Here is a 15,760-nt window from a genome sequence, read left to right on the forward strand (position 1 = left end):
TGGATGCGATTATAGGATGCTCGCACATGATATGCTAGCAGATTGTGATGATAGCCACCGTCCGTCCGATCGGCACGACACAGTTTTCGGACTGGCCCTTCTCAAACTGACCCTCTTGAAACCGCCAGCCGACAGGCGTAACGTATCCTAGCATACGAATAGGCGTCGAGGAGAGCATCATGGCAACCGGATCGCGGGACAGATTGCGCGGATATGGCAGCGCTGAGCGGCCGCTGCTGAGCGAATTATGGGAACGCGATTCGGTCGGCGCCAACACCGCGATGGGCGAGCGTGGCGATTATGAGCCCGACAACCGGCAGATCGACTATAGCCGCTATCATGATCCTGCTTTCTTCAAGCTGGAGCTGGACAAGATCTGGTCGAAACAATGGCTGTTCGCCTGCCGCGAGGAGGATATTCCGCAGGTCGGCGATCGCGTGCCGCTTCAGGTCGGGCCGCACGGCTATTTCATCGTGCGGTCCGCGCCGGACGCGTTTCGCGCTTTCCATAACAGCTGCCTGCATCGCGGCACGATGCTGTGCGCGAAGAAGGAGTCGGCCGAAACGATCCGCTGTCCCTATCATGCATGGGAATGGAATATCGACGGGCGCCTGAAGCGCATCCCGAGCCATTGGGACTTTCCCGACATTACGCGCCTGAACGGATCGCTGCCGGAGGTGAAGCTGGAGTGCTGGGGCGGGTTCATCTTCATCAATGCGGACAAAGACGCGCGCCCGCTGGCTGACGCGCTTGGCCCGATGCCGGAGCATTTCAAGGCGTTCGCGCCCGAGCAGCGCTATACCAAGGCGCGGTTCCGCAAGCTGGTGCACGCCAACTGGAAAACGACGCAGGAGGCCTTTCAGGAATCCTACCATCTTTACGCCACCCATCCCGAAGGCGTGCCGTTCACCGGCGACAGCCAGTCGCAATATGATATTTTCACGACGCCGATGGGCGCGGTGGGCCGCGAGGCGGTGCCATCCGCGGTGCCGAGCATGCATGCGGATGCCTCCGCCACTGCGGTCGCCGCCGGCCTCGCCTTCGCGCAGGTGCAACAGATGTGGCATTATCCCGACGCCACATTGCCGCAGATCGATCCCCAAGGCGATGTCCGGGCACAGGCGGGCCAGTGGGCGCGCGATGTTTATGAAAACACCTATGGCCGGCCCACCCGCCAGCCCGATGCGGTGATGGTCGACAGCTCGCTCTACTTCCTCTATCCGCACTTCACCCTGTGGTTGTCGGAAGCGGTGCCGTTCGTCTACCAGTTCCTGCCGCACGAGACGGACCCCGATTATTGCTATTTCGACGTTCGCCTGCTGATGCCCTATGCCGAAGGGCAGCCCCGGCCCCCGGCGGCCGAAGCGATCGAGATCGGCGAGCATGAAAGCATCGCGCAGATGGCGCCCGCTTATAGTTTCCTGGGGATGATCTTCGATCAGGATATGAGCAACCTGCCGCTGGTGCAGCGCGGCCTGAAGGCCGCCGACCCGGCAGCGCCGCATTCACGGCTCGGCGCCTATCAGGAAGGGCTGATCCAGACCTGGCATGAACTGATCGATCGCGACATCGCGCGCTGATCGCGCGGGTACGAGCAAATGGGGCGCGGGATATCCTCCCGCGCCCCTTTCTGTGTCAGCGCATGATGCGGCGGGCGAAATCCTCGACATATTTTTTCTTGTCGTCGAAGGACGAGCGCAGCACGCCCAGCGCGTGATCGATCGGCCCGACATGATGCTGCGTCACGCCAAGATCAGCGGCGCGCCGGTAATCGTCGAGCGAGGGTAGCGAGCCGTCCTCGTTGCGCGCGAGGCCGACCATATAGTCGAACGGCATGGCCTGGCGCCCCGCTTCGGCCCGTCCTTCGTCGATGAGCGCGATCTGGCCGGGCAGGTCGGCGAGCTTCGACGTCATGCCCATCCAGCCGTCAGCGATCTCACCCGTGCGCCGCAGCGCCGCCGGGGCGACCGACCCCATATAGACCGGGATCGGTTTTGCGGGCCGCGGCTCGGCAAAGGTGGCGGGGAAGTCGAAGAAGCGGCCATGATAGTCGACCGGCCCCGGCCCCCAGAGCTTGCGCAATATATCGATCATCTCGACGGTGCGCGGGACCCGCGTTTCCCATGGCACGCCCGCCATGTCATATTCATCGCGCATCCAGCCGCTGCCCACCCCCATGACGAAGCGGTCGCCGCTGATCCGCGCCAGCGTGCCCGCCGCTTTCGCGACCAGAAAGGGGTTGGTGCGGTTGGCGAGGACCATGATGCAGCTGCCAAAGCGCAACCGGCCGGTGCGCGCCAGCACCGCGCCGCCGAATGCGAAGAGATCCGGGAAGACATAGTCCATCGGTAGCGGCGCGCGCTCATTGGGGTCCTGATGGCCCGAACCCGCCGGCATGAACCAGTGGTCGTCGCCCAACACGCCCTCGAACCCGAGCCGTTCGGCCATGACGGCCAGTTCCAGCCCCTGTTCGGGCGGCGTATTATGAATGTGCAGCCAATAGTTCATGCCCGTCTTTCCATAAAAAAGGGGGCGGCCAGCAACTGACCGCCCCCATCGCGTTTCATACGGATTTGAGCTTTCAGAATTTGAAGACCAGTTCGCCGCCATAGGTGCGAGGCGCGCCCGGAGCGGAGGAGAAGGCCGAACCCGAAGCCTGGGCATAATAGTTGAGGTTATATTTGCGGTTCGTCAGGTTCTTGACCCAGGCGCGCAGCGTCACATGCTCAAGCGAGGCAGGCGTGAAGCCGATCGCGCCGTCGACGAGAATACGGACCGGTTCCTTGATCAGATTGTCGGCATCCCAGTTGAATTTGCTCGAATAGTTGACGGACGCGTCGAAATCGAAGGTTCCCGTGCCGTCGACCTCATGCGTATAGTTGACCGCAGCGGTGCCTTTCCACTTCGATGCGTAAGGCATGCGGTTGCCCGAGCAGTTGGTGACGAGCTGGTCGAGATTGCCCGGCGCGGTCGTGGAATAGGCATAGGTCGGGCATCCCTGGAAATCGCGGAAGCGCGCGTCGAGATAGCTGCCCGCGAGCCGAAGGGTCAGGCCCTGCGCCGGTGCCACGGTCAGGTCGAATTCCGCGCCCCTCGTCCGTGCCGAACCCGCGTTCGTCAGGAAGACGAGGCCGTTGCGTTGCGCCTGCACCTGAGGGTTGGAAATATCGTTCCAGAACAGGGCGACGTTCAGGCGAACGAGGCGATCGAACAGTTCCGACTTGATGCCGACTTCATAGGCATCGATGACTTCGGGCTGAAGCGCCGCATTGTCCAGCGGCAGCGTGTTGAACGTACCCGCCTTGTAACCACGGCTGATGTTCGCATAGACCATCGCGTCTTCGCCGAGCTTCTGGTCGATGGTGCCCTTGAAGGTGAATTTCTTGAACTTCTTCTCATGGTCGGGATTGACGCCGTTGACGATGGTCAGGCCCCGCGCTCCGCCAAAATCATTGGTCGCATCGAACTTCTGGGTGTTCAGCGTAACCGCGCCGGGACCGAATACCCCCGGCAGGAAGGTGACGTTGGTCTGGCCATCGCCCCGCACCTTGTCGATCGTATAGCGCGCGCCAAGGGTGATGTTGGTCGTTTCGGTCACGGGATAAGTCAACTGACCGAAGGCGGCGTGCGAAATGACCTTCTGCTTGCCGATGATGTCGATCTGCCGAATGCCGAGGCCCTCGACGGCCGGTCCGTAGATCGTCGTCGGGTTGAAGCCGCCATCGGCATTCAGATAATAGAGACCGGCAATCCAGTTCACCTTGGAACTGGCCTTCGATTTCAGCTGGAACTCCTGCGAGATCTGCTTGTCGATGACGTTCAGGTCGTAGCGCGCCCAATTATAGGGCGAATAATTGCCGGCGGATGCATAAAGCTCGTCGGCTTTGCGATAGGCCGTGATGCTGACGATGTCGGCGAAGCCCATTTCATAATCGACGCGACCCGAGAAGCCATAGCCTTCCGAAGCGTCATACATTTTCTGCGTATCGCCCAGCGGGACGTCGTAAAAGCCGAGCGGCGGCAGAACCTGCGACGGGATCGGGAAGACGCCGGGCAGATTGGCGAAACCATTATGCGCGCCATCGGGCGTGCCGCCGACGGTGCCGGGGAAGGGCCGGCTGTAGATGCCGATCTCGCTATGGCTCTTTTCATAATAGCCTATCAGCTTGAGCGACAGCGTGTCGGTCGGCTCCCACAGGATCTTGCCACGCGTGCTGAAGCTGCGGCCTTTCCAATAATCCTCGCCCCCCGGCTTATAGCCCTTCGACGTGTCGAGTGGGTCGACGAGGCGCTTGTTGCGGCCCCATCCCTGATCCTGGTTATGATAGCTGACCGATATATTGGCGGCCAATGTGTCGCTGATCGGCAGGTTGCCATAGAATTTGCCATCCATGGTCTGGAAATTGCCGTAGCCGAGGCGCGCTTCCATCGCGGGCGTGAATTCGGGATCCCTGGTGTAGATCGAAATAACGCCGCCGCTCGCGTTACGGCCGAACAGCGTGCCTTGCGGGCCTTTGAGAACCTCGACGCGCGAAATGCTTGCCAGATCGAAGAAAGGGAAAGCCGCGCGGACGAAATAGACGTCGTCGATATAGACGGGAACGCTGGCTTCGTTGCCTGCGGTGGTCACCGGGTTGCCGATGCCCCGGATGAAGGTCGTGACCGTGCCGGTCGACTGACCGATCTGAAGCGCGGGATCGACGCGGTTGAGCTCTTGAACCGTCCCGATGCCCTGGGCCGCCAGTTTCTCGCCGGAGATGGCGGTCACGCTGAGCGGGGTATCCTGAACATTTTCAGCGCGCTTCTGCGCAGTGACGACGATGTCTTCGAGGCCGACATTCTGGGCGAGCGCCGGGGCGACGCTGGTCACGCCCGCCAGCGCGGCGCATGACAAAAGAGCTGCGCGGAATCCGCGACGATGCTGAAGCTGGAACATATGAGACATTTTTCCTCCCCTGTGATCGGGTAAACAGGACACGCACTTGAGGGCGCTTTTATTATCGGGCGAATAAGGCCGGGCCGGTGACCGGACTGGCCGCGTTCGCCTGTCGTGACGACAGAAACTATGCCTACCATATGCATGAATATAGGCGTGCACGTTACCGTATGCATGCACACTTATATCCGATGGTTTAGTCGGTCAATGGTGTCATCGGAATCATAGCTGAAATGAGATAAAATTTCGGTAGAGTGGCTGAAATGCCGCACATGATGGCGGCGTCACGCCCTGCCCAATATGTCCAGCCACCAGCCGGGCAGATCCGGCAGGTCCCTGCTGATCGAGTCGGGGAAGTCGGGCGCGCGCTTTTCGAGGAAACTGCTGACCCCTTCGCCCATGTCCGCCGCGCGGCTGCGCGTGTAAATGCCCCGGCTTTCGACGCGATGCGCGTCCACAGGATGCGCCATGCCAAGCCCGCGCCAGAGCATCTGGCGCGTCATCGCCACGGACACGGGCGCCGTATTGAGGGCGATCCCGCGCACCAGTTCATGCGCGGCGGGCAACAGGTCATCGGGTGCGTGCAGGCTGCGCACCAGCCCCGCCTCCAGCGCCTCCTGCGCGGACACGGTCGCGCCGGTGATCGTCCATTCGAGCGCACGGGCGATGCCGACGAGGCGCGGTAGGAACCAGCTCGACGCCGATTCGGGGACGATGCCGCGCCGCGTGAACGGCAGGACGAATTTCGCGGCGGTCGAGGCCAGCCGGAAATCCGCCGCCAGCGCCATGGTGACCCCCATCCCCGCCGCCGGGCCGTTGAACGCGACGATCACCGGCTTGCGGCTTTCGAACAGGCGCAAGGTGATCAGCCCGCCGAAGTCGCGCGTCTGCGGGTCGGACCAGTCGACCGGGCCTTCCTCCGCACCGCGTGGTGCGCCGCCCGACAGAGACGATTGTCCCGGCGACAGATCCGCACCGGCGCAGAAAGCGCGCCCGGCCCCCGTCAGGATGATCGCCCGCACGGCGTCATCCGGGTCCGCCGCATCGAGCAAAGCGACGAGATCGGCCGCCATGGGACGCGAAAAGGCGTTCAGCCTGTCGGGACGGTCGAAGGTGATGACCGCGGCCGCGCCATCGATCTCATAGCGAAAGCCGTCGGCTGCGTCGGTCATGTTTCAGGCGTCCAGCAGCTTGCCGATCTCGACATTGGCGAGGCCCTCCTCGCCCGTCTCCTCGCAGCGCACATGGCACATATTTTCGACATTGAGATAGGTTTGCGCGCCGGGCTTTTGCGATTGCAACGGCAGGCGGGCAAAGGCGTTGCCGACATCGGCGACCAGCGTGAAACGCTCGTTGCTGAAGGTCGTGGTGCGGAAGATGACCTTGTCGGGCATGCCCTCCGGCCCCTCCCCGACATTTTCGATCTCCAGCGTGCGAATCGCCTCATTACCCTCGGGCAGCGCGATATAGCCTTCCGCCGTCATGCTGCCGGGCCGTAATATATTGCGCACGCGGAACAGGTGAAAGCCCTTGGTCGGGAAGTTGAAGAAGGACCAATTATGGTCCAGCGTCATATGATCGTTGCGCATGCCCCAACTATGGTCGCGATAACCCGAACCGTCGACATCGATGGATGTGCCGGCCCAGTCGCCGGACTTGAAGCTGACATTGCCGGTCGCGTTCATGCACTGGCCCTGATGACGAAAGCTGTTGCGTTCGAACGCGGTGTTTTCCGACACCGAAAACCAGTCGGGATTGACGTCGGCGCATGCCTGAAAGTCGAACAAATGCATACGGCGGCTGAAGTTGAGCACCGCCGAGACATGCTCATCCTCATATTCGATGCGGAATTCCGCCTGGGGTTTGAGGAAGTTGAGCGTCAGGCCGCCATAGTTCAGAACCTTTTGATGTTCGAACGGCGATGGCAGCGGCACTTCCTTGCCCGCGATCAGTTTTTGCCCCTTGTGCAGCACGACGAACGACATGAACGCGCGGTCGTAGGTCGGCTCGGCGGTGCAATGGGCGAGGCAGCAGATATCCCGATCCGGGTCCATGAAAACCCAGAAATAATTTTCCTTCCAGCGCAGCCAGGCGCGCGTCGGGACGGTATGGGGATAATCCTCGTGCAGCAGCATTGGCTTGCTCTCCTGACCTGTCGTCGTTATAGCATTTAGGTATACTAGCATACGATGCGAATGCAACCTTCATGGCGGCTTGCCGTCCAGTATCGAAATCCCTTAAGATGCGCCAAAATGGTAGGAACGAACATGGCGCGCAAGAAGAGTGAAGATAGTGACGAGCAGGTAAACCGGCCGGTCGTGAAGCCTTTTCGCTTTGGATTTCTGGTCCATGACGTATCGAGAATGCGGCGAACCCTGTTCGATGAAGTGATGAAATCGCGCGGCGTCACGCGGTCGCAATGGTCCGTGCTGGCGAACCTGACGCGCGCCGAACGTAATGACGGCATGATGCAGGTCGACCTGTCCCGCATCATGGATGTCGGCAAGGTGACGATCGGCGGCCTGATCGACCGGCTCGAAAGCGCCGGCCTGGTGGAAAGGCGACTCGACGCCAATGATCGCCGCGCGCGCCGCGTGTTCATCACCGACAAGGGGTATGAGGTGATCGCCGAAATGCAGAAGGCAGGGACCAAGCTCAACAAGTCGATCCTCAAGGGCGTGTCGGCCGAACATATGCGCATCACCGAAAATGCATTGGCGACGGTCAAGGCCAATATCCGGCAGTTGTTGCTGGAGGAATAAACCGGCGCTGGCCGCGCCGATCGAAAGGAAATCCGTGCCTCAAGGCCGATATTACCGATTGGACATCGATCGCGGCGTCGCAACGGTGATCATCGATCGCCCCGACCGGATGAACGCGCTTCATCCGGCCGCGCATCATGCATTATCGGACCTGTTCGACGATCTGCCGACCCGGGCGGATGTGCGGGTGGTCATCGTCACCGGCAGCGGCCACCGCGCCTTTTGCGCCGGCTATGACCTCAAGGACAATCTGGAAACCGGCGTGATGGAGATCGCGCTCACGGGGTTTGCCGGGTTCAATGCGCGAACCGCATACCCGCTTCCCGTTATCGCGGCGGTGAACGGCATGGCGCTGGGCGGCGGCTTCGAACTGGCGCTCGCCTGCGACTTCATCATCGCGGCCGACACGGCGACGTTCGCGCTGCCCGAACCCAGGGTCGGCTGGGCGGCGCTGGGCGGCGGCATCCAGCGCCTGCCGCGCGCGGTGGGCATGAAGCGGGCGATGGACATCATCCTGACCGGACGGACGGTGCCGGCCAGCGAAGCCCTGGCGATCGGGCTGGTGAGCGAGGTCGTCCCCGGCGCGGAGCTGATGGCGGTCGCAAGGCGCTGGGCGGACGAGATCGTCGCCTGCGCGCCGATCGCGATCCGCGCGTCCAAGCAAGTGGCCTATGCCGCCTTCGACCTACCCGACCTCGCGTCCGCGCTCGACATGGACAATTTTCCCGTTTCCCGGACGGTCATGGAGAGCAGCGACGCCGTGGAAGGCAAGCGCGCCTTCGTCGAACGGCGCGCGCCCCGCTGGACCGGAACATAAGAGCAGGAGAGCCTCAGATGCCCACGAATATCGATACCGTCCGCGACTTTATCGCGCTGTGGAATGCGCGCGATCTGGAGGCGATACTGGCGGCGATGGCGCCCGATTGCGTCTATCATAACATGCCCTGGGAGCCGCTGGTCGGCCATGACGCGATCCGGCAGGGGCTGGCGATGTTCGTCGGCGACGCGGCCGAGATCGACTGGCGGGTCTACCATATTGCGCAAGGGGGCGATGGCGCGGTCATGACCGAACGGCTGGACCGGTTCCTGATCAAGGGCCAGTGGATGGAATTCCCCGTCATGGGCATTTTCGAACTGAAAGACGGACTGATCACCCACTGGCGCGATTATTTCGATTCGGCGCAGGTTCAGACGGCGATGGCGGCGGTCGCATAAGCGCGTAAGGCGCGCCGTCGCCCGGCGCGCGCACTTCAGAGCGGCGTTGGCAGCGTCGCAATGGCATCAGGAGCATTGCGGAACATCGACAAAGATTATAGTACGCTTACGGATCAAACGATAGCGGACTAATCGGAGTCGAATGAATGACGACAGGGGTAGGCATTATCGGCGTCGCGCCGGGACGTAGCTGGGCGGCGATAGCACATATCCCGGCCCTGCGCGCCTTGCCCGCCTATGACATCGTCGCGCTCAGCACGACCCGGCAGGAAAGCGCGACCGCGGCAGCAGCCGAGTTCGGCGTTCCTGCGGCCTATGACAATCATCAGGCGCTGGTGAACGATCCGGCCGTCGATCTGGTGGTGGTGACGGTAAAGGTTCCCCATCATCTCGAACTCGTCACCGCGGCGCTGAACGCCGGCAAGCATGTCTATTGCGAATGGCCGCTGGGCAATAACCTCGCGCAGGCCGAGCAGATGGCGGCGCTGGCGAAGGACAAGGGCGTGATCGGCGCGGTCGGCATGCAGGCGGGGGCCGCACCCGCCTTCAACTATGTCCGTGATCTGATCGCCGATGGCTATGTCGGCGAGGTTCTTTCGACCACGCTGGTCGGGTCGGGCATGAACTGGGGCGCGGTCATCGACCAGCCCAATGCCTACACCGCCGACAATGCCAATGGCGCAACCTTGCTGACCATCCCGTTCGGCCACACCATCGACGCGGTGGTGGCGTGCCTGGGCGAATTCACCAGCCTGAACGCGCTGCTCGCCAACCGCCGCACCAGCTTCACCCTGATCCCGGACGGCATCGAAAAACCGATGACCGCGCATGATCAGCTGGCGGTGACCGGTTTGCTGGAGGGTGGCGCGGTCGCCACCGTCCATTATCGCGGCGGCGTGTCGCGCGGCACCAATTTCCGCTGGGAAATCAACGGGACGCAGGGCGACATCGTCGCCACCGCCGATGGCGGCCATGGCCAGATCTATCCCCTGACGCTGACCGGTGCGCGCGGCGAAGAACAGGCGCTCGCCCCCCTGCCCGTTCCCGATTCCTATCATTGGGTCCCGGACGTGTCGCCACCGGCCGAAAATGTCGCGCAGGCCTATGCCTGGCTCGCCGACGATCTGCGCGACGGCACCCATAAATGCCGCAACTTCGACGACGCGGTTCGCCGCCACCGCCTGATCGACGCGATCGAGCGGTCGGCGGCGACCGGCCAACGCGTGACGTTTTGACGCGTCCAAACCCTTTACCCATCCGCAATAGCAAGGAAGAAACATATGAGTCTGCTTGAAGGCAAGGTGGCGATCGTGACCGGCAGCGGTCGCGGCGTCGGCCGTACCTACGCCCTGAAGCTCGCCGAATATGGCGCCAAGGTCGTCGTGAACGATCTGGGCGGCGATACGGCAGGCGGCGGCACCGACCTGACGCCCGCGCAGGAAGTGGTCAACGAGATCAAGTCCAGGGGCGGCGAAGCCATCGTCAACGGCGGCGACGTGTCCGACTGGAACAGCGCAAAGGAGATGGTGCAACAGGCGATCGATACGTTCGGCGGCCTCGACATATTGATCAACAATGCGGGCATCCTGCGCGACCGCATGCTGGTCAACATGACCGAGGACGAATGGGACATCGTCATCAAGGTCCATTTGAAGGGCACGTTCGCGCCGACGCATCACGCCGCCAATTTCTGGCGCATGGAAAGCAAGGCCGGTCGCCAGCCCGACGCGCGGGTCATCAACACGACCTCGCATTCGGCGCTCTACGCCAATATCGGCCAGGCCAATTATGCCGCCGCCAAGGGCGGCATCGCCAGCTTCAGCCAGGTGGCGGCGCGCGAACTCCAGCGCATCGGGGTCACCGTGAACGCCATCGCTCCCCGCGCCGAAACCCGCATGACCGCTGGCCTTCGCGAATGGACGCCCGAACAGCTCGAACGCCGCGATCCCGAATGGATCGCCGGATTCGTCGCCTGGCTGGCAAGCCCGGAAGCCAAGGACGTCAGCGGCCGCGTGTTCGAAGTATGGGGCTATGGCATCACCGTTTCCGAAAGCTGGCAGCATGGGCCGACATGCGAAGCATCCAAGGACCCGACCGAACTGGGCGAACGCGTCAGGAAGATCCTGAAGTTCGCGCGCAGCAATGCCGGCATCAATCCGGGCGAATGGCTCGATCCATGATCGGCACCCAGCGCCGATAATCTGTTGAAGGGGCGCGGCCAATGCGAAGGCTGTGGGTTTCGAAGGCGGGGAAATCCATGGCGCGAACGGCTATATCATCGACCAGTTCCTGCAATCGAAGACCAACCGCCGGCAGGATGGCTATGGCGAGCATAAGGGCTATACCGATTATCCCGCCTATGGCGGGCGAGCGATCCTTTCAGTCCGTCACGCCCTCCGGGAAGCCCGCATAAACCCTGTCGCCCAGCGCCACACGCGCCTGCGCCTCGACCAAGCGCCCCTCGCGCATGGGATGCACGACTTCCCGCGCGGTGAGGCGCGCCATCAGCGGGCTGTAACAGGCGACCCGCACGACCTGCCCGCCGGGGCAGCAAGGCGCTCAGCCCCAGCCAGCTAAAGATGCGGCACGATCCTGCGTCCGATACAGGCCGACAAAGACGCTGTCGGCATGCGGCTCCAGCATCTGATGCGCCGCAACCGAGGCGAATGTGCCGGCCGTGACGCCCGGCAACGCCATCAGCGCCGGCATGCGTTCGCGATCATACCATGCGACGAAGTCCGGTCCGGCCGAACGATCGATGCGTTCGAGGATATAGTCGCCGTCATGGCGCGCGACTCCATGTGTCTGACGGTGGACATGGGGGCTATAATAGGCCTCGCGCATGGTGAAGTCGAAACTGTCGCTGATCAGCATCATCGGCGTGAACACCGCGCCATGTCCTGCGCTGACGCGTTCGATGTCGTGGCATTCATAAACGGCGAGATAGGCGAACTGCCGGTCGGGCGCGAGCCGCAGCCGCTGCACCGCCGAGGACCCCGGCAGGCGCATCACGTCGCGAATATGGACATGGCTGTACCAGTCGTTGAAATCTTCATGCCGCCCGTCGCGCGGATTGGACAGGACCAGCAACAGATCGTCCATCATGCCCTCTCCGTCCGTATCGGGCAGGCGCTTATTTGCCGAACAGGTCGCGCCCGATAATCTGTTTCATCACTTCCGCCGCGCCGCCCGCGATCCGCACGATGCGCGCGTCGATATAGGCGCGGGCGATCGGATATTCGGTCATATAGCCATAGCCGCCGAAAAATTGCAGGCACTCGTTGACCGTCTTCACATGCAGGTCGGTGACGAGCAGCTTGACCTTGGCCGCTTCGACCCCGGTCAGTTCCCCCGCCATGAACCGCTTGATGCACCAGTCGGTGAAGACGCGCGCCGACAGGACTTCGGCGGACAGGCCGGCCAGCACGAACTGGGTATTCTGGAAATCGGCGAGCGTGCCGCCGAACATCTTGCGTTCGGCCGTGTAATCGACGGTCCACTGGATCGCGGCCTCCGCCACGCAGATCGAGCGGACGGCCTGGGTCAGCCGTTCCTGCGCCAGCTTGCCCATCATAATGCCAAAGCCCCCGCCTTCACGCCCGAGCAGGTGATGGGCGGGCGCGCGCACGTCCTCCAGAAAGATTTCGGATGTGTCCTGCGCCTTGAGGCCGATCTTTTCCAGATTGCGACCGCGCTTGAACCCCGCCTGATGGGTGTCGACCGCGATCAGGCTGACGCCCTTCGCCCCCGCATTGGGATCGGTCTTGCAGGCCGTGACCATCACATCGGCAAGCTGGCCGTTGGAGATATAGACTTTCTGGCCGTTCAGCACATAATCGTCGCCGTCCTTCACCGCGCGGGTGCGGATTTCCTTGACGTCCGATCCCGCGCCCGGCTCAGTCAGCCCCAGCGCGCCGATGGCCTCGCCCGACACCATCTTGGGCAGGATGTCCCGCTTGAGGTCCTCGGTGCCCGCCTGAAGAATATAGGGCGCGACCATCTCGGAATGGACGGTGAAGCCGGGGCCGGTGATGCCCTTCTTCGCCAGTTCCTCGATCACGACGACATTATACAGCCAGTCCGCGCCGAAGCCGCCATAGGCCTCCGGCACATTCGGGCATAATATGCCGACCTCGCCCGCGCGCTTCCAGATGGCGCGGGGGACGACCTCGTCCTTTTCCCACTGATGATGGTGGGGGACCAGTTCATCGTCGACGAAACGCGCGACGCTGTCCCGAAACTGTTCATGCTCGGCGGAGAATATGCCCCGCCCGCCATCGTTTCGCAGATAGGCGTCAGCCATTGCGCGCCTCATGCATGGCGAGCGTCTTTTGCGCCTGCTTGAGATGGGGGATGTCGAGCATCTTGCCGTCGAGGCCCAATGTGCCCGAATCCGGGTTGGCGGCGAACAGCGCCACCACGCGCCGGGCGAAGGCGACTTCGTCTTCCGAGGGCGAAAAGCTCTCGTTGATGATGTCGACCTGCGCGGGGTGGATCGCGACGCGGCCTGAAAAACCTTCCGCGCGCGCGGCCTTGCACGATGCCCGCAAGCCCTCGGGATCGCGGAAGTCCACGAACAGCGTATCGACCGCTTCGCCGCCGGCGGCATGCGCGCCGAGCAGGCAGAGCGAACGCACCATCTTGTAGGTGTGCGTCCATTCTCCCGAGGCATCGGTGTTGCCGCTCGCGCCGATCGCGCTGCTCAGATCCTCCGCGCCCCAGGTGAGGCCATAGAGGCGATCGAGGCCAGCGCCGGCATAATCGCCCAGGCGAAAGGGGGAGACTGCGGTTTCGGTCGCCACGGGCAGGATCCTGATCGACCCGCGCTCGATGCCCGATGCGGTTTCCAGCGCGTCCAGATAATGGCTTACCTGCGCTACATCCTGCGGCCCGTTCACCTTGGGCAGCATGATGCCGTCGGGCGCGGCGGGCACGATCGCGGCCAGATCCTCCAGCGTCCAGGGCGTGTCGAGCGGATTGACCCGCACCCACAGCTGCGACTTGCGGGTCCCGCGCGGGCGATCCTTGATGAAGGCGGGCACCATCTGCCGCGCTACCGGCTTGCGCGCGGGCGCGACGGCATCCTCCAGGTCGAAGATGAAGGCGTCGGCATCGACGCCGTCCACCTTGCCCAGCTTCTTTTCGCTGTCGCCCGGAATGAACAGGAAGGAGCGCAGCGGCAGGCTCATGCCGCTGGCTTTCGCAGCTGGAGGCCCGAGCGCTTGCAGGACGCGACAAGCTCATCCTTCTGATTATAGGCCGTATGCAGGAAGGTGACGATGCCCGCTTCCGGCCGCGATTTCGATTCACGCAGTTCGATCACTTCGGTCACGACATGGATCGTGTCGCCCGCGAACAGGGGATTGGGGAAGCGCACCTCGTCCCAGCCCAGATTGGCGACCGCCGTGCCGAGCGTCGTGTCGCCGACCGAAATGCCGACCATCAGGCCCAGCGTGAAGGCCGAATTCATGAGCGGACGGCCAAAGGGCGTGCCCTTCATATATTCCGCGTCGAGGTGAAGCTGCGCCGGATTATGCGTCAGCGTCGACATCAGCAGATTGTCGGTTTCCGTGAGAGTCCGGCGGATCGGGTGGTTGAACACCTGCCCGACCTCAAGTTCGTCAAACCAAAGTCCAGCCATTATACAAGCCCCAGGATAGAGATGGCCGCGACCCCCTGATAGGGCACGCCGCCAAGATTGTGCGTCAGGCCAATGGAAGGGCTGGGCAACTGACGCTCCCCGGCTCGGCCCAGCAACTGGCTGTAGACTTCATATGCCATGCGCAGGCCCGACGCGCCGATAGGATGGCCGAAACATTTGAGGCCGCCGTCGATCTGGCAGGGCATCGCGCCATCGCGGTCGTACCGCCCGTCGAGCACGTCGAACACGGCGCGGCCATCTTCGGAAAAGCCCAGATCCTCCATCGTCACCAGTTCGGTGATCGAAAAACAGTCATGGACTTCGGACAGGTTCACCTGTGTCCTGGGATCGGTGATGCCCGCTTCCTTATACGCCCGCGCCGCCGCGTTCCGCGTGGTCGCGACATAGCTGCCGTCCCAATCGTTCATCTGCGTTTCGCGCCCCGAACTGGTGGACAGCTGCAACGCCTTGACGGTGACCAGATCGGTCTTGCCCAGCGCGCGGGCGATGTCCGGCGTGGCGACGATGGCGCAGGCGGACCCGTCGGACACGCCCGAACAGTCGAACAGGCCGAGCGGATCCGAGATCATCGGCGCATTCATGATCGTTTCCATCGAAACGGCCTTCTGGAAATGCGCCTTCGGGCTGTGGACGCCATTTTGATGGCTCTTCCACGACACATGGCTGATCGCGCGCTTCAGATCCTCTTTGGTCGTGCCATATTTGGCGCGATAATAAGGCGCGAGCTGCGCGAAGCCGGCCGGGGCGGACCCCATCGGCATCCACATATCGTTGAACGTGCCCTTGAAGGGCGGCGGCAGCCCGCCAAAGCCCGTATCCTTGAGCTTTTCCGAACCGATCGCGAGCGCGATATCGACCGCGCCCGACGCGACGGCATAGACCGCGCTGCGCAGCGCCTCGGTGCCGGTCGCGCACATATTTTCGACGCGGCTGACGGGGATTCCCTCCAGGCGCAGCGCCATCGCCGCCGGGATGGAGGAATTGCCGACATTGATGCTGTCGCCCCAGCAGCCGAACCATGCCGCCTCGATCCGTTCGCGCTCGATGCCCGCGTCGGCCAGCGCCTCCTCGAACGATTCCTTCATCAATTCGGGCGAGCCGGCGTCCCACCGCTCCCCGAATTTGGAACAGCCCATGCCGATGATGGCGACCTTATCCTTGATGCCCGATGCCATGGTGCAGACT

The 15,760-nt window shown here is 62.8% G+C and carries 15 protein-coding genes and 1 pseudogene; 7 read left to right on the plus strand and 9 right to left on the minus strand.

Features of this window, described 5'->3' with window-relative positions; translation table 11 throughout:
* The first annotated feature begins 179 nt into the window (after positions 1 to 179).
* Positions 180 to 1,580, plus strand: a complete 1,401-nt coding sequence (locus WG907_RS13695; protein WP_340233607.1) for an aromatic ring-hydroxylating oxygenase subunit alpha — start codon at positions 180 to 182, stop codon at positions 1,578 to 1,580.
* Between the two features lie 55 nt (positions 1,581 to 1,635).
* Here the strand turns inward: WG907_RS13695 and WG907_RS13700 are convergent, their stop codons facing one another.
* The 4 genes from WG907_RS13700 to WG907_RS13715 form a co-directional block, all read right to left on the minus strand.
* Positions 1,636 to 2,508: a TIGR03619 family F420-dependent LLM class oxidoreductase gene (locus WG907_RS13700; RefSeq protein ID WP_340233609.1), complete on the minus strand. Its 873-nt coding sequence runs from the start codon at positions 2,506 to 2,508 to the stop codon at positions 1,636 to 1,638.
* Positions 2,509 to 2,581: 73 nt separating this feature from the next.
* Entirely contained in the window at positions 2,582 to 4,945 is a 2,364-nt protein-coding gene (locus WG907_RS13705) for a TonB-dependent receptor (protein ID WP_340233611.1), read from the minus strand.
* Positions 4,946 to 5,220: 275 nt separating this feature from the next.
* Entirely contained in the window at positions 5,221 to 6,108 is an 888-nt protein-coding gene (locus tag WG907_RS13710; RefSeq protein ID WP_340233613.1) for an enoyl-CoA hydratase-related protein, read from the minus strand.
* A gap of 3 nt (positions 6,109 to 6,111) precedes the next feature.
* The gene (locus WG907_RS13715; RefSeq protein WP_340233615.1) at positions 6,112 to 7,071 is read right to left on the minus strand and encodes a DUF7064 domain-containing protein; all 960 of its coding nucleotides are present in this window, start codon (positions 7,069 to 7,071) and stop codon (positions 6,112 to 6,114) included.
* A gap of 117 nt (positions 7,072 to 7,188) precedes the next feature.
* On the opposite strand from WG907_RS13715, the gene WG907_RS13720 reads away from it, so the two are divergent.
* The 6 genes and pseudogenes from WG907_RS13720 to WG907_RS13745 form a co-directional block, all read left to right on the plus strand.
* Positions 7,189 to 7,698, plus strand: a complete 510-nt coding sequence (locus WG907_RS13720; protein ID WP_340233617.1) for a MarR family winged helix-turn-helix transcriptional regulator — start codon at positions 7,189 to 7,191, stop codon at positions 7,696 to 7,698.
* A gap of 58 nt (positions 7,699 to 7,756) precedes the next feature.
* Complete coding sequence (locus tag WG907_RS13725; RefSeq protein ID WP_340233619.1) at positions 7,757 to 8,515, plus strand: enoyl-CoA hydratase-related protein; 759 nt, start codon at positions 7,757 to 7,759, stop codon at positions 8,513 to 8,515.
* Positions 8,516 to 8,532: 17 nt separating this feature from the next.
* A complete protein-coding gene (locus tag WG907_RS13730; protein WP_340233621.1) occupies positions 8,533 to 8,913 on the plus strand; it encodes a limonene-1,2-epoxide hydrolase family protein in 381 nt (126 codons plus the stop codon).
* Between the two features lie 146 nt (positions 8,914 to 9,059).
* Positions 9,060 to 10,148: a Gfo/Idh/MocA family protein gene (locus tag WG907_RS13735; protein ID WP_340233623.1), complete on the plus strand. Its 1,089-nt coding sequence runs from the start codon at positions 9,060 to 9,062 to the stop codon at positions 10,146 to 10,148.
* A gap of 45 nt (positions 10,149 to 10,193) precedes the next feature.
* Positions 10,194 to 11,093 carry an SDR family NAD(P)-dependent oxidoreductase gene (locus WG907_RS13740; protein ID WP_340233625.1) on the plus strand — a complete coding sequence of 300 codons (900 nt, stop codon included), beginning with the start codon at positions 10,194 to 10,196 and terminating at the stop codon, positions 11,091 to 11,093.
* 46 nt (positions 11,094 to 11,139) lie between these two features.
* Positions 11,140 to 11,490 (plus strand): annotated as a pseudogene (locus WG907_RS13745) (oxidoreductase); the annotation flags it as partial.
* On the opposite strand, the gene WG907_RS13750 reads toward WG907_RS13745, so the two are convergent.
* The 5 genes from WG907_RS13750 to WG907_RS13770 are packed head-to-tail and all read right to left on the minus strand — an operon-like array spanning position 11,473 to position 15,750.
* A complete protein-coding gene (locus tag WG907_RS13750) occupies positions 11,473 to 12,018 on the minus strand; it encodes a hypothetical protein (RefSeq protein WP_340233627.1) in 546 nt (181 codons plus the stop codon). The pseudogene WG907_RS13745 and the gene WG907_RS13750 sit on opposite strands and share 18 nt — an antisense overlap.
* Before the next feature lie 28 nt (positions 12,019 to 12,046).
* Positions 12,047 to 13,216 (minus strand): acyl-CoA dehydrogenase family protein, encoded by a 1,170-nt coding sequence (locus WG907_RS13755; protein WP_340233629.1) that lies wholly within the window; start codon positions 13,214 to 13,216, stop codon positions 12,047 to 12,049.
* A complete protein-coding gene (locus tag WG907_RS13760) occupies positions 13,209 to 14,102 on the minus strand; it encodes an HpcH/HpaI aldolase/citrate lyase family protein (protein ID WP_340233631.1) in 894 nt (297 codons plus the stop codon). Before WG907_RS13760 ends, WG907_RS13755 begins: the two co-directional genes overlap by 8 nt.
* Positions 14,099 to 14,554, minus strand: coding sequence for a MaoC family dehydratase (locus WG907_RS13765; RefSeq protein WP_340233633.1), 456 nt, complete (start codon positions 14,552 to 14,554; stop codon positions 14,099 to 14,101). The genes WG907_RS13760 and WG907_RS13765 overlap by 4 nt, the downstream gene beginning before the upstream one ends.
* Positions 14,554 to 15,750, minus strand: a complete 1,197-nt coding sequence (locus WG907_RS13770) for an acetyl-CoA acetyltransferase (protein WP_340233635.1) — start codon at positions 15,748 to 15,750, stop codon at positions 14,554 to 14,556. The genes WG907_RS13765 and WG907_RS13770 overlap by 1 nt, the downstream gene beginning before the upstream one ends.
* Between the last annotated feature and the right edge of the window lie 10 nt (positions 15,751 to 15,760).

Origin of the sequence: Sphingobium fluminis, assembly GCF_037723805.1 — a bacterium.
GTDB lineage: Bacteria > Pseudomonadota > Alphaproteobacteria > Sphingomonadales > Sphingomonadaceae > Sphingobium.

Coding starts and splice junctions, on each gene's coding strand:
- WG907_RS13705 (WP_340233611.1), bottom strand. CDS start 4,945: ATGTCTCATATGTTCCAGCTTCAGCATCGTCGCGGATTCCGCGCAGCT.
- WG907_RS13730 (WP_340233621.1), top strand. CDS start 8,533: ATGCCCACGAATATCGATACCGTCCGCGACTTTATCGCGCTGTGGAAT.
- WG907_RS13770 (WP_340233635.1), bottom strand. CDS start 15,750: ATGGCATCGGGCATCAAGGATAAGGTCGCCATCATCGGCATGGGCTGT.
- WG907_RS13735 (WP_340233623.1), top strand. CDS start 9,060: ATGACGACAGGGGTAGGCATTATCGGCGTCGCGCCGGGACGTAGCTGG.
- WG907_RS13750 (WP_340233627.1), bottom strand. CDS start 12,018: ATGATGGACGATCTGTTGCTGGTCCTGTCCAATCCGCGCGACGGGCGG.
- WG907_RS13720 (WP_340233617.1), top strand. CDS start 7,189: ATGGTAGGAACGAACATGGCGCGCAAGAAGAGTGAAGATAGTGACGAG.
- WG907_RS13715 (WP_340233615.1), bottom strand. CDS start 7,071: ATGCTGCTGCACGAGGATTATCCCCATACCGTCCCGACGCGCGCCTGG.
- WG907_RS13695 (WP_340233607.1), top strand. CDS start 180: ATGGCAACCGGATCGCGGGACAGATTGCGCGGATATGGCAGCGCTGAG.
- WG907_RS13765 (WP_340233633.1), bottom strand. CDS start 14,554: ATGGCTGGACTTTGGTTTGACGAACTTGAGGTCGGGCAGGTGTTCAAC.
- WG907_RS13710 (WP_340233613.1), bottom strand. CDS start 6,108: ATGACCGACGCAGCCGACGGCTTTCGCTATGAGATCGATGGCGCGGCC.
- WG907_RS13740 (WP_340233625.1), top strand. CDS start 10,194: ATGAGTCTGCTTGAAGGCAAGGTGGCGATCGTGACCGGCAGCGGTCGC.
- WG907_RS13760 (WP_340233631.1), bottom strand. CDS start 14,102: ATGAGCCTGCCGCTGCGCTCCTTCCTGTTCATTCCGGGCGACAGCGAA.
- WG907_RS13700 (WP_340233609.1), bottom strand. CDS start 2,508: ATGAACTATTGGCTGCACATTCATAATACGCCGCCCGAACAGGGGCTG.
- WG907_RS13755 (WP_340233629.1), bottom strand. CDS start 13,216: ATGGCTGACGCCTATCTGCGAAACGATGGCGGGCGGGGCATATTCTCC.